Source organism: Actinotignum timonense, from assembly GCF_900155575.1.
GTDB classification, from domain to species: domain Bacteria; phylum Actinomycetota; class Actinomycetes; order Actinomycetales; family Actinomycetaceae; genus Actinotignum; species Actinotignum timonense.
This window is the reverse complement of sequence record NZ_LT706966.1, coordinates 1,454,692-1,467,734: the sequence shown is the minus strand read 5'-3', so window position 1 is coordinate 1,467,734 and position 13,043 is coordinate 1,454,692. Positions and strand designations below refer to the sequence as shown.

Below are 13,043 nucleotides of genomic sequence, written 5' to 3'. Positions count from 1 at the left end.
CCTTCCACCCCGCTACGCGGAGCGGAAAACTATCTCAGATCCGCTAGCCCGGCCGCGTCCAGACCGTCCACGGCCTTTTTGACGTCCTGTGCTTTCTCCCGCGTGGTCACCAACACTGCGTTTTCGGTATCAATAACGACGGCGCCCGGCACCCCCACCACAACAATGGGCTTCGCCGAGCTGTACACCAGAGAATCCGGCGCATCAATGGCGAGCACCGGAGCGCCCGTGTTTCCCGGGACCCGCTGGGTGGTGAGTTCGCCGGCGGGGATGCCTTCGGCGAGGGAATCATAATCCCCCACATCAGACCAGCCCATATCAGCGGGAACCACGGCCACCCGCCCGGCCGCCGCGGCCGGTTCAGCTACCGCCCGGTCAATGACCTCCTTCGGGATAGAGGCCCATATCTCTTCTACCTGCGCGGATTGCTGGGCCGAGTCCAGATCCCACAGCTGGGCTAGCTGGCGAAGCGGAGCCGCGATATCAGGGCGGTATTCGGTGAGCATATCCATAAGGGTGGCAGCGCGGGCCACGAAAATCCCGGCGTTCCAGTAGTAGCCACCCTGCGCGAGGTAACTTGCGGCTGTATCCGCATCCGGTTTTTCCACGAACTTTTCTACCGCTAAGGCAGCGGTATCGCCCGCGAGCGGCCCACCCTCGAGCGATTCGCCACCAAGCAATCCGCCGGCGAGCGGCCCACCGGCGCGAATATAGCCGAACCCGGTGGCCGGCCCGGTCGGGGTAATCCCGAGGGTAACCAGGTAGCCGTGCTCTGCTGCGTGCAGCGCGGTGCGTACTGCAGCGGTGAAGGCCGCGGTATTGGAGATGCGGTGATCGGCCGCGAAGGAACCGACCAGGGCATCCGGGTCGGAGCGGTGAGCGAGCGCGGCGGCGATACCGATGGCAGCCATGGTGCCGCGCGGGCTCGGTTCAACCACGTAGTGGAGGGGCGTGTGGATATCGACGAGTTGCTCGCGAACGGCCGCGGCGTGGGCAGTGCCCGTCACGGTGTAGATACTGGATGCGAGCGGGGCGAGCCGGGTCACTGTATCGTGAATCATGGTGTGCCCGGATCCAAAATCGACCAGAAATTTCGGGTGGCTGGCCCGCGAGAGTGGCCACAGCCGTGAGCCGGCTCCCCCGGCGGGAATAATCGCATGGAATGTCACGCCTAGCTGTCCTTTCGCTGCGAGCGGGCGAGTTCGCGTTGCCCGTTCACGTAGTGTGCGCGAGCTTCCTCAGCTTTGAGCTGTGCCTCGCGCGCCTTTGATTCTAGCTTTTCGGCCCGGCGGCGAGCCAGGTTCCCGGCCAAACCACCCCATTCGGGCAGTTCTTCTTCCTCATCTTCGGTGGCGTTATCCGGTTCGGGCAGCAGGGAACCCGTGATGGGATCATGCGGCCACGTGAGTGTTTCCGGAACGGAAAGGGTGACGTAATTGGGAGTGGTAGTGGCCCGCAGTTCTTCCGGGTCCTGTGCCACGTAGGCCCGCGGTGGGTTCGCCATATAGGCGGAGACCATGAGAACGATACGCGAGGCGAGGTTGAGCCAGAGCAGCAAGGTGGCGATAGCGGCGAAGGGCGCGAGGAGCGGGTTCCCGGACACGCTGGATACCGCGGAGGTACCGACCACTCGAATGATGGAAAGAAGGAGCGCACCGAGGGCCGCCCCCGTAATGAAATCGCGGCGGGGTACCCGAATCCCGGAGGTGAAGCGAATAATGAACATGATGACGAGGGCATCGACGGTGGCCGCGAGCAGGAAGACCGCGATTTTGGTTCCGAATTGCACGAGGGCTCCGTCCAGCCCCAGGTGGGTGAGGAGCAGAGTTCCTACCGAGCCGACGAGAGAGCCGATAATCGCGGAGGTGAGGATCCCCAGGGCGAGCACTACGAATCCGGCCAGCCGGAAGAGGATACTCACCGCCCCATTTTCGGTTCGCTGATTCACGCCGAACATGGCTCCGATGGCGGTGGCGAGCCCAGCCATAATGGACATCGCTGTCCACAACAGCACAGCTCCCGCAATGACGGTTGCCACTACCGAGGTTCCCGAGAGGATGAGGTCATCGGGGTTGATGAGCCCTTCCCCGGAGGAGTCTTGGAGGATGCCGGGCAGGGCCGCATTGACGGCATCGACCACGGTTTCCCGCAGCTGCGCGTTCCTGCCGAGGGTGGCCATAAACACGGTCCAGGAAATGGTGAGCGCCGCGGTGATGGCGAAAAGCGCCGAGTAGGCGATTCCACCGGCGAGCAGGCCCCCGCGGGCTTTACCGTAGCGGCCAATCCCCCGCATAATGCGCGTGCCTTGCACCCATTCAACCAGGGATTTTCCTTTATGTACGACGCCGCCCATGCCGCTTTCCGCCACCCGGGCCCCGCTGGGTGCACCCCGCCGGGCGGCTTGCCGCCCGCGCTGATCCACCCCGAAAGCCCGGGAAGTCCTATCCATCACTGTGTTCTGCTGTGTCACATAGCCATGGTACGTGAGGCCTACGACAAAAACAGAAGTTTTTGATTCCTCAACGAGCTTAGCTCTCGAGTTGGTAGTCAACCGTGAGCGGAGCGTGGTCGGACCAACGCTCGGCGTAGGAGGCTGCCCGCCCGATGGTGAAGCTTTGTGCGGTGGCGGCAAATGCGGGGCTGGCCATGTGGTAGTCGATACGCCAACCCACGTTGTTATCAAAAGCTTTGCCGCGCTGGCTCCACCAGGTGTAGGGGCCTTTGCCTTCGTGCCCGTTGTGCTCCAGCAGGGCGCGTTGCACATCTACCCAGGGCCCACCGAACCACCGATCCAAGTAGGCGATTTCATCGTCGAGTACCCCGGAGGTGCGGTTGTGGTTAGACTTCCAGTTCTCAATATCAGCTTCGGTGTGAACGATATTGAAATCCCCGGCGACCAGGGTGCGTGCGGCCGGATCGAATTGCGCTAAGCGGGCGCTTACCCGTTCCAGATGCGCGTATTTTGCCGCCATCTTTTCTGGATTATCCGCCACTCCTGAATGCAGGTAGGCGCTCACCACCCGCAGCTGGTCATCCGGGAGTTCCACTTCAAGCCAGCGCCCGCTATCCACCGGCGCTTCTTCACTGACGGGCTTTCCATCCGCGTCCACGCCCAGGTGATCCCGGATCTCACCCACACCGATGCCTTCCCGAACCGCGACCGCGACTCCGGCCCGGCCTTTGATATCGGAAACGGCCGTGTAGATCCGGTAGCCGGTGCCCGCGAAAATATCTGCGGTGATATCCGCGGGGGCACGCACTTCTTGAAGCAGGATGATATCCGCGGCGGTGGCTTCTAGCCAGGCCGCGATTCCTTTACGCGCGGCCGCGCGAATTCCATTGACATTGACGGTGCTTATCCGCATCTCATTCCCCTTCATGCCCTGCCCCGGAGCGCTCCGGGAGGATCTGTGCTGCTGCGCGCTCTCCTGCCAAGCCCTGCTGTTCGGTTGCGCGCTGCGCCGGCGCGTCCGGGCCGGCTGCGCCGCCTACTGCACTGCGCAGCTTCGCCCCATCCTGCTCCGCAGCGCAGCGTTCGGCCATATCCACGACGTTGCTGAGCAGCATGACGCGGGTCATCGGGCCCACCCCGCCGGGATTGGGTGATACCCAGGATGCGTGATCGCGTACGCCCGGGTCCACATCCCCGAGGGTGCGCCATTTTCCTTCTGCGGTGCGCTCCCGGGTCACTCCCACGTCAATAACGACGGCGCCGGGCGCCACCCATTCCGGGCGGACGAAACCGGCCTGGCCCACCGCGGCAATAATGACATCAGCGCGCCGGCACAGCTCGGGAATATTCGAGGTGCCGGTGTGGCAGAGCGTGACGGTAGCGTTGATGTTCTTCCGGGTGAGGAGGAGGCCGATGCTTCTTCCCACCGTGATTCCGCGCCCGAGGACCACCACGTGTTTGCCGGCAAGGCTGAGCCCGTGGCGTTCGATGAGCTCCACGATGCCGGCCGGGGTGCAGGGCAGCGGGGAGGTGAGCTGGCCGCTCACGCTTGCCACCAAGCGCCCGAGGTTGATCGGGTGGAGCCCGTCGGCATCTTTATCCGGGTCAATCGCTTCGATGAGGCGGGCTTCGGGAAGCCCGGCTGGGAGCGGCAGCTGGAGGATGTACCCGGTGCAGGCCGGGTTGGTATTGAGATCGCGCAGCGCAGCGGCCACTTCTGCCGCGGTGGCGCTCGCCGGCAGTTCCACTTGCAGAGAGGCGATACCCACCTCCGCGCAATCGCGGTGTTTGCCGCGTACATACGCCGCGGAGGCCGGGTCATCACCCACCAGCACGGTGCCAAGTCCGGGAGTGTATCCGCGAGCGCGCAGAGCTTCCACCCGCACCCGCAGTTCATCTTTGATAGCGGAGGCAACCGCGCGCCCGTCCAAAAGTTGCGCTGCCATTACTCGCCTTCCCCGCTCTGTGCACAGATGCTTCCAGGGGCGGCACTAGCTGCGTGCCCGCCGCAGCAGCCGTTTCCGGATGCGCCCGAAGTGCCCGATGCGCCCGGAGCACCAGAACCGCCCCCGACCTGATCGAGGCCGGCGTAGAGCGGGAAACGGTCCGCGAGGGCGCGCACCCGGGCACGCAGCTCCTCCACCGGTGCGGAGTGCCCGCCGATGAGGGCGCGGGCGATAATATCGGCAACTTCCGTGAATTCTTCCGGGCCGAAGCCGCGGGTGGCCAAGGCCGGGGTGCCGATGCGCAGCCCGGAAGTGACGAAGGGCGGGCGCGGGTCATAGGGAACCCCGTTGCGATTGACGGTGATACCGATGCTGCCCAGGAGGTCCTCCCCTTCTCGGCCGTTGATCGCGGCATTGCGCAGGTCCACGAGGACCAGGTGCACATCCGTACCCCCGGAAATAATCGAGATGCCGGCCTGAGCCACATCTGCTTCCGTGAGCCGCGCGGCCAGGATCTGGGCGCCTTCCAGGGTGCGGCGTTGGCGCTCACGGAATTCTTCCGTAGCCGCGTAGCCGAGGGCCACCGCTTTCGCGGCAACCACGTGCATGAGCGGGCCGCCCTGGTTGCCCGGGAACACCGCGGAATTAAGCTTTTTACCGTATTCTGCCCCGCGGGCGGAGAGAATCATTCCCGAGCGGGGCCCGCCCAGGGTTTTGTGGATAGTGGTGGTGACCACATCCGAGTACGGGAGGGGATTGGGGTGCAGCCCGGCGGCAACCAGGCCGGCGAAATGGGCCATATCCGTCCACAGCACCGCGCCCACTTCATCAGCGATGGAGCGGAAAGCCGCGAAATCTAGGTGGCGCGGGTAGGCGGACCACCCGGCGATAATCATGGCGGGGCGTTCGCGCAGCGCAGTTTCACGCACCTCATCCATATCGAGAAGATAGGTTTCCGGATTGACGTGGTAGGCGGCTACCTCATAGTTACGCCCGGAGAAATTGAGTTTCATGCCGTGGGTGAGATGCCCGCCCTGATCGAGGGCCATGCCCAAAACTTTGCCCCCGGGTTTCACCATCGCGTGGTACACGGCGGCATTCGCCGAGGCCCCCGAATGGGGTTGCACGTTCGCGTAATCAGCCCCGAACAGGCTTTTTGCCCGCTCAATGGCGAGGGTTTCGGCCTTATCCACCCATTCGCAGCCCCCGTAGTAGCGCCGCCCGGGATAGCCTTCCGCGTACTTATTGGTGAGAACAGAGCCCTGGGCTTGCAGAACCGCGCGGGAAACGAAATTCTCCGACGCGATCATTTCCAAGCCTTCTTGCTGGCGGCGCAATTCCCCGGTGAGAATCGCGGCAACTTCCGGGTCCGCCACGGCCAAAGGTTCATCCAGTGGTGTACTCATGTCTCTCCTCCACACCTTCCACGCCTTCGCTGTTAGGTCGACAGTCTACCGCGGGGGTGCGACACAAAAATTGCAGCGAAACTTTCCGGACCACGCGGGCCGTTGCGGCGTCGTCGTGCTGCACGCGGATGGGAACGACGGCGCACGGCCCGCGAGCAGCGAGCACCCGCGCAAAAGGGCCGCGCTTAGGAAATCTTGGGTGCGCTTAGATCGGCGTGCGCCAAATCCGCGGCGGGGCTCTTCGTGACGAGTTTGTGGCCCCACCACAGGGCGAAGAACAGCGGTAATCCGATATAGGAGGAGAGCAGGTCGAGGGCGCCACCGCCGGAGGTAATAATAAGGTAGCTCTGCCCCACAATCACCACCGCGCACATCACCAGCGCCACGATGGGGCCGGCCGGGTAGAACCGCGCTTTGAAGGGGAGTTCGTCGAGGCTGCGGCCCTGGGCTATGAAGGCGCGGCGGAAATTGTAGTGGCTCCACGCGATGCCCATCCAGGTGATAAAACCGGCCAGCCCGGAGGCGTTAACGAGCCAGGCGTAGGCTTTGCCGTCGCCCATGAAGGAGGAGATGAAGCAGGCGGTGGCCACCAGAATCGTGATGATCATGGCGTTGAGCGGGACGCCGCGGCGGGTCAGGCGCGCCAGGAATTTCGGGGCGCTGCCCTGCTCGGCCAGTGCGAAAAGCATGCGGGTGGATACGTAGAGTCCGGAGTTCCCGGCGGAGAGCACCGCGGTGAGAATAACGGCGTTCATAACCGCGGCCGCGAAAGCCACCCCGGCGCGCTCGAATACCAGGGTGAAGGGCGAGACGGCGATATCGGAGATGTCGGTGCGCAGCAGATTCGGGTCGCTGTAGGCCACCAGGGTGCCCACCACCACGATCGCGCCGATGTAGAAGATGAGGATGCGCCAGAAAATTGTGCGGGTGGCGCGCGGGACGGTGGTGGCGGGGTCGCGGGCCTCCCCCGCGGCGATGCCCACCATTTCGGTGCCCTGGAAGGAGAAACCGGCCACCATGAAGACCGCGAGGATGCCCGCCCCGCCGTTCACGAAGGGCGCCTCGCCTTCCGTCCAGTGCGCGAGCCCCGGGCTGGCCCCGAACACGCCGGCGATCATGAGCAGGCCCACCGCGATAAAGGCCAGGACGGTCACCACTTTAATGAGAGCGAACCAGAATTCGCCTTCTCCGTAGGTACGGACCGAGAGCGCATTGAGCAAAATGAGGAGGGCTAAAAAGACCGCGGACCACACCCAGCCGGGGGTGTCCGGGTACCAGTACTTCATGACGAGCGCCGCGGCGGACAGCTCGGCGGCCACGGTGATTGCCCAGTTGTACCAGTAATTCCAGCCGGTGGCGAACCCGAAGGACGGGGAAACGAAACGCCGCCCGTATTCTTCGAAGGAGCCGGCCACCGGCAGGTAGGCCGCCATTTCGCCCAGAGATTGCATGAGGAGGTAGACCATCATCCCGATGAGCCCGTAGGCCACCAGGGCCCCGCCCGGGCCGGCCTGGCTGATTGTTTCGCCCGAAGCCACGAAGAGCCCGGTGCCAATCGCCCCGCCCACCGCGATCATGGTGAGGTGGCGGGCGTGCAGGCCGCGTTGCAGCTGCGGCTCGGCGGATTGCTCAGCTTGTCCAGCTTGCTCTGGTGCCACGTTTTCTCAGCTCCTTCATCGCGGCGCCCCTGTGGGCGGGCCCGCTCCCCGCGGTGGCCGCGCCACCGCCTCAGTGCTTCGTTCGTACCGGCACACGGTAGTGTACGCTGCCACCGCGGCGCTATTGCTTCTCACACAGCGAGCCGCGGGTCTATTTCCGGCCGGTTCGGGGTGTAGTGGCGGCTTCTTCGGGGTGTAGCGCGGTTTAGCGCCGGGTGTAGCTGCGGGTTTAGTGCGCGCTTGCGGCCCGCCGCGCCCCGCTATTGTTCTGATATTCAATAAGAACGACGGCGCTGGCCACGTTGCCATCATGACTCATCGACACATGAATATTCACGCTCCCGAGGGTTTTATGGACCGCCCCGGCTATCGGTGCCCCGAGGATAATCGCGGGGCGCCCCCAGCGGTCATTGGTGACTTCGATAGCATCCCAATGCCCCTCGGGCAGCACCGGCTGAGAACCGTACAGGGCCGCCGACCACGCTTTAATAAAAGCCTCTTTAGCCGCCCAACGCGCCGCCAGATGCGGGGCGAGCTCCGCGGCCGGGATAACGGTCTCAAATCCGGCTTCTTCCGCGGCCGGGGTGGCGAAGGCGCCGGCGGCCTCGGTGCGGGTGTGGCGCTGAGCCCGGCGGATCGCGTAGCGCATTTCCCGCGCGGTAAAAACATTGCGGAAGCGGGAGCCGGGTAAATCCAGCTGCTGGGCGAAGGCATCGATGGCCACGGTATCGGTTCCAATTCCCGCTATCACGGAGCACTCCTTCCCGGTGACGTATCCGTTTGGCCAGCTCAGAGCCAAAGTGGCGCCGTCGTTCCCTATGACTTTAGCTCCCGCGTGACTTTTCCCTTTTATGGTAGACGAGGCCGCCGCTCCCTGTCTGCTCTTCCCGAATTTTGCTTTTCCTCTACCATTCGCCGCTGAGCTGGAGAAAAATAGTCCCTATGGCATCGATAGAGACAACCGGTATCGAAATAGTCGACGATAGTGAGCGCACCGCGAAACCCCGGCATCTGTTCCTGCCGTGGTTCGCCTCGAATATCTCCGTTTTCGGGATGAGTTACGGGGCGTGGGTGCTTGGATTTGGTATTTCTTTCCCGCAGGCGCTGGTCATCACGGTAATCGCCGTGATTCTGTCCTTCGCTATTTGCGGGGTAATCGCGCTGGGCGGCAAACGCGGCTCGGTGCCCACGATGGTCATGTCGCGCGCGGCTTTCGGGGTCAGCGGCGCGAAAGTTCCGGGCATTATTTCCTGGCTGACTTCCATCGGCTGGGAGACCTCGCTGGCCATTACCGCAGTTCTAGCCACTAATACCGTGCTGGCGCGGCTGGGCTGGGCCGGGGAAGATTCCACCACCGTCAAAGTGGTGGCGGCGGCCATTGTTGCCACCCTCATCGTGCTGGGCGCGGTGGCCGGGTATCACATTATTATGAAAATGCAGGCGGTTCTCACCTGGATCACCGGCATCACCACGATTATCTATATTATTTTAGTTTTCCCACATCTCGACGCCTCCGCGCTTTTCTCTCACTCTTCGGGCTCTGTCGCGGCCATGCTCGGCGCTTTCGTCATGGTGCTCACCGGCATGGGCCTGGGCTGGGTGAATATCGCGGCGGATTGGTCGCGCTACCAGAGCCGCGAGGCGCGCGGCAGCCATATTATTTTCTGGAATACCCTGGGTGGTTCCCTCGGCCCGGTGGTCCTCATTAGCTTCGGGCTGATGCTGGCCGGTTCGGACGACGCGCTCTCCGAAGCCATCGGCGCCGACCCGGTCGGGGCGCTGGCCACCATCCTCCCCACCTGGTTCCTCCTCCCCTTCCTCCTCACCGCGATTCTTTCGCTGCTCTCGGGCGCGATTAACGGTATTTATTCTTCGGGGCTCACCCTCCTGACCCTGGGGATTCGGATTCCACGCCCCCTCGCCTCCCTCATCGACGGCGTGATTCTCACTGTGGGAACTGTTTACGTCACGTTCTTCTCGCCGACCTTTATCGGCCCCTTCCAGTCCTTCCTGGTCACTTTGGGGGTACCGCTTGCCGCGTGGACCGGCATCATGATGGCGGATATTACTTTGCGTAAGCGTGATTACGACGACGCCGCACTCTTCTCCCCCACCGGCCGCTACGGCAAGTACAACGCGACCTCGCTGGCCATCCTGGCGGTGTGCTGCGTGATCGGCTGGGGTTTGGTAGTCAACGGCTTCTCCGATGCTCCCTTCAATGATTGGCAGGGCTACCTCCTCCCCCTCATCGGCGGGGTGGACGGGCCGCTCGGCTCGGGTAATATCGGCGTGATCCTGGCTCTCATTATTGGTTTCGTGGCCTACTACGGGCTGTGCGGAGCGCGGGTGCGCCGCCAGGAAGCGGAGATGATTTAGCGCTCGTATACACAAGTGGGGCGGACATTATTTATGCTGTCCGCCCCACTTTTATAATTTTACTTTTCTTGATATCCGCAAGATATCCTCGTTATTGCTACTTTTTGACCACCACTACGATAGCCCAGATGGAGAAGGCAATATTCACGATGGTGGCGAGGACGAAGAGAATAAAGCCAATACCGACGCTGGCAACCTCAGAGAATTCAGAAAGCTTGGACAGAGCGTTCATGCTACCGATGAATAGCAGAATCCCGAAAAGTAAACCCACCCCGCCGGCGGTGGCCATGGTCCACTTCTTCTTGATCACCAGAGCGAGCGTGGAGAAAACAGCTGCAATGAGGTAGCAAAGAATAATCACCCACGCCGATTCGGAATCCCCCGTCATCATGCTGGCGGAAAAACCAAAGGCCGAGGCGAAGGGCAGGAAAACGCTGAGCATCGCGAGCACCTGGGCGCCGATGAGCACCGCCGGAATAATCACATTCCACTTGGAAGCGCGCCCCGCGGAGGCAGCCGCGAAGCTCTGGCGCATCGCACCGGCCTGCTGGGCGACCGCCGGAGCCACCCGGTTACTCACGAAATCCTTGGCCCCGGTGGCGAATTGCTTGAGGCCTTCTTTCATATCCCCCACGGAATTATCCGCAGCGCCCGGCCCGGCTACCGCGCCCTGGGCGACGGCCTCCTGGTATTCCCGCAGGGTGGGTTCGCGGCCGTTATCCAGCTGGAAGCGAGCCTGCCACTGCTCGGCGGTGAGGGGCTGCGGGGCCTGCTGCGCGTGCGCGGCGGGCTGCTGGAACTGGGGTTCGGGCTGCTGATATTCACCAGCCGGCTGCGCCGCGGCGGGCTGTTCTTCCGGCTCTGCGGCCGGCTGCGCTGCCGGTTGCTGGGTCTGCGCAAACTGCGGGGCCTGCTGCGCCTGGGCTTCGGCCTGGCGTTCGCGAATCCAGGACACCAGTGCCGGGTAGCACTGCGGATGAACCGCGATAGCATCCCACAGGTCGGGGCGCTGGGCCGCAATATCGGCAAGATCCCGCGCGGTAATCTGCGGGTCGCCTAAGTTTTCGAGGGTCATTGTGCGCGGATCGTACATCATAGCGGTTCCACTTTCTCCCATAGAATTTCCGTACCGCAAAAACGCGGACGAAAACCCCGTGTAGCTACCAATACTTTCTACGGTTAATATACGGAGTTTTCTCCTGTAGCAACAGTATCCCAGTTACCCTAGGTACGTGGGGTTTATGAAAAACTCTACAGGTACGACGGCGGGGCTCATCACGCGAGTTCCACCTTCCACGTCACCGTACTCCATCTGTGAGGAAGGACCTCTTATGACTAACGGACCTGACCAGTTCCCACCGTCCACGCCGGTGCCCCCGCCTCCACCTCCGCCGCCTTCCGCGCCAACGCCTTCCGCGCCGAGCCCCGCGGAAGCGGAGCTGACCCGGACGATTCCGCCCGTCGAGGAGGCGCCGGCAGCCCGGCCCGAGGCTACCCCGGCGCATCCGCTCGCGGTCCCGGTTCCTCCCCCGCCTCCCGCGCCACCGGTCTCCGAGCCGCCGGCCCCCGCGCATGCCGCAGATGAGCAGCCCGAAGCCGATTTCTCTGAGGCCAACTTCTCCGAGGTCAGTCAGCCCGACGAGCACCATACCGAAGAAGCTACCCCGCAGCCCGATCCGGAAGCCACGCTCGCCGCGGAAATCCCCGCGGCGGATTCGCCCGCGGCAGCGGCGCCGTCGCCCCTATCACCAAGCGAGCCTGAAGCGTGGATCACGGCCGATGTTGATGCGGGCGCGCCCACCCGTACCGCGCTTCCGCGGATGCTCGAGGATATTCCGAGCGCGGCCAGTGCCGCCGCGGCCTCGGATGCGCTACCAGCTCCGGATACGGTACCGACCCCGGGTTACCCGCCCGCTCCCGGCTATGCGCCGCAGCCCGGTTACGGCGCCACGCCGCAGGGTTACGCGCCTCCGGGCGGGTACGGCACCGTGCCGAGCCCGGCCGCCGGCCCCGGAATGCCAGGCGGAATGCCGGGCGGAATGTACGCCGCCGCCCCGGCCCCGGCGCTTCCGCGGGAGAAGAAATCCCATAAGAAATTGTGGATCAGCCTGGTGGTTTTGCTGGTGCTCGTCGTGGCGGGTGTTATTGGTTTTAAGGTGACGGCCAGTAAATTCGCGCCGGAGAAAACGGCCGAGGCGTATCTCTCCGCGATTGTGGACGGTAAGGCCAGCGCCGCGCTCGAGGTGTACGACCCGAATGTGCGGTCCGGGGAGCGCCTGCTCCTCAGCGACGAAATTTACAGCAAGGCGACGAATCGGCCCACCGATTTTGAGGTGATTTCCGCGTTTAAGCAATCGCAGCCGGGCGGGAAAAATACCGTGCACGTGAGCGCGGAATTCACCATCGATATGAAGAAATATCCGGTTGATCTCACGCTCAGCGAACGCGGCAAGAAATTCCTGTTCTTCTCCGAATGGCAGGTCACTGATGCGCCGCTGGGGACCGTGGAGCTACGTTCCGCCACGCCGCGGGTGAGTATTAATGGGGTCTACGTCGATCTTTCGACCACGGTGGACCCGGCCACGAAGGGCGAGCGTGCTAGCGAGTACTATTCGCTGCCCGCTTTCCCGGGGACCTACACGGTGGGTGCCCAGGGCGGTGACACCTTCGTGACTTTCGGGGAGGCGGAGAGTGTATCCGTCCCGGTTATTGGCCCGGGTTCCTCGGCCGCTATTGAACCGAGCTTCACTCCGGAGGTGGCCGCGGAAATCCAGAAGCAGGTGAATGCCCGGTATGAGGCGTGCATGCCCGCCGATACTTTCGAGGTGAAGGACTGCCCCGAATTGAATATGAGCGATCCTGTTTTCCAAGCGGTGACGGAGATTCGGCGCTCGTGGAAGGAAGAACCCAAGGTTGAGGTGGAGGCCTCCAGCCTGCGCTACGAGGATGGCGCCTACGTGGGCACCGCCAAAGTCAAGGGCAAGGCCGTTATTAATTACAAGCAGCGCTACAGCGAGAAGGATCCCTGGAAGGAATCGGAGTGGCCGGTCAATATCTGGGTGAACCGCACCCTGCGCTTCGAAGTGAAAGACGGGGCGATCACGGTGGATTTCTCCAAGGATAATTACGGCTGGTAAAAGCGGCTCCAGTTACTAAGCGCGCTAGACAGCAACCGGGGCGGGGTGGTTCGTGATGAACTACCCCG

General features: G+C 63.3%; 9 protein-coding genes and 1 pseudogene. 2 read left to right on the top strand and 8 right to left on the bottom strand.

The annotated features are described in order from the left end of the window. Positions 1 to 29 precede the first annotated feature (29 nt). From CZ322_RS06155 to CZ322_RS06125, 7 genes and pseudogenes are all read right to left on the bottom strand, one after another. A complete protein-coding gene (locus tag CZ322_RS06155; protein WP_087070611.1) occupies positions 30 to 1,169 on the bottom strand; it encodes a mannose-1-phosphate guanylyltransferase in 1,140 nt (379 codons plus the stop codon). 2 nt (positions 1,170 to 1,171) lie between these two features. Continuing rightward, positions 1,172 to 2,470, bottom strand: coding sequence for a YihY/virulence factor BrkB family protein (locus CZ322_RS06150; RefSeq protein ID WP_234984489.1), 1,299 nt, complete (start codon positions 2,468 to 2,470; stop codon positions 1,172 to 1,174). A gap of 58 nt (positions 2,471 to 2,528) precedes the next feature. After that, positions 2,529 to 3,365, bottom strand: a complete 837-nt coding sequence (locus CZ322_RS06145) for an exodeoxyribonuclease III (protein WP_087070609.1) — start codon at positions 3,363 to 3,365, stop codon at positions 2,529 to 2,531. 166 nt (positions 3,366 to 3,531) lie between these two features. After that, a pseudogene (locus tag CZ322_RS06140) lies at positions 3,532 to 4,398 on the bottom strand (bifunctional methylenetetrahydrofolate dehydrogenase/methenyltetrahydrofolate cyclohydrolase); the annotation flags it as partial. Continuing rightward, complete coding sequence (gene glyA / locus CZ322_RS06135; RefSeq protein ID WP_280522329.1) at positions 4,398 to 5,804, bottom strand: serine hydroxymethyltransferase; 1,407 nt, start codon at positions 5,802 to 5,804, stop codon at positions 4,398 to 4,400. The pseudogene CZ322_RS06140 and the gene glyA, both read right to left, overlap by 1 nt. A 185-nt stretch (positions 5,805 to 5,989) precedes the next feature. Continuing rightward, positions 5,990 to 7,462: an amino acid permease gene (locus CZ322_RS06130; RefSeq protein WP_143231869.1), complete on the bottom strand. Its 1,473-nt coding sequence runs from the start codon at positions 7,460 to 7,462 to the stop codon at positions 5,990 to 5,992. A gap of 229 nt (positions 7,463 to 7,691) precedes the next feature. Beyond that, positions 7,692 to 8,213: a holo-ACP synthase gene (locus CZ322_RS06125; RefSeq protein ID WP_200807180.1), complete on the bottom strand. Its 522-nt coding sequence runs from the start codon at positions 8,211 to 8,213 to the stop codon at positions 7,692 to 7,694. A 191-nt stretch (positions 8,214 to 8,404) separates the two neighbouring features. On the opposite strand from CZ322_RS06125, the gene CZ322_RS06120 reads away from it, so the two are divergent. After that, the gene (locus CZ322_RS06120) at positions 8,405 to 9,838 is read left to right on the top strand and encodes a purine-cytosine permease family protein (protein ID WP_087070607.1); all 1,434 of its coding nucleotides are present in this window, start codon (positions 8,405 to 8,407) and stop codon (positions 9,836 to 9,838) included. Positions 9,839 to 9,935: 97 nt separating this feature from the next. Here the strand turns inward: CZ322_RS06120 and CZ322_RS06115 are convergent, their stop codons facing one another. After that, positions 9,936 to 10,955: a variant leucine-rich repeat-containing protein gene (locus tag CZ322_RS06115; protein ID WP_087070606.1), complete on the bottom strand. Its 1,020-nt coding sequence runs from the start codon at positions 10,953 to 10,955 to the stop codon at positions 9,936 to 9,938. 214 nt (positions 10,956 to 11,169) lie between these two features. Between CZ322_RS06115 and CZ322_RS06110 the strand changes: the two genes are divergently transcribed. After that, positions 11,170 to 12,975: a zinc ribbon domain-containing protein gene (locus tag CZ322_RS06110; protein WP_087070605.1), complete on the top strand. Its 1,806-nt coding sequence runs from the start codon at positions 11,170 to 11,172 to the stop codon at positions 12,973 to 12,975. The last annotated feature ends 68 nt before the right edge of the window (positions 12,976 to 13,043 follow it).

Excerpts from the sequence above, each read along its gene's own strand:
- CZ322_RS06145 (WP_087070609.1), bottom strand. The coding sequence starts at position 3,365 with ATGCGGATAAGCACCGTCAATGTCAATGGAATTCGCGCGGCCGCGCGT.
- CZ322_RS06120 (WP_087070607.1), top strand. The coding sequence starts at position 8,405 with ATGGCATCGATAGAGACAACCGGTATCGAAATAGTCGACGATAGTGAG.
- glyA (WP_280522329.1), bottom strand. The coding sequence starts at position 5,804 with ATGAGTACACCACTGGATGAACCTTTGGCCGTGGCGGACCCGGAAGTT.
- CZ322_RS06115 (WP_087070606.1), bottom strand. The coding sequence starts at position 10,955 with ATGGGAGAAAGTGGAACCGCTATGATGTACGATCCGCGCACAATGACC.
- CZ322_RS06110 (WP_087070605.1), top strand. The coding sequence starts at position 11,170 with ATGACTAACGGACCTGACCAGTTCCCACCGTCCACGCCGGTGCCCCCG.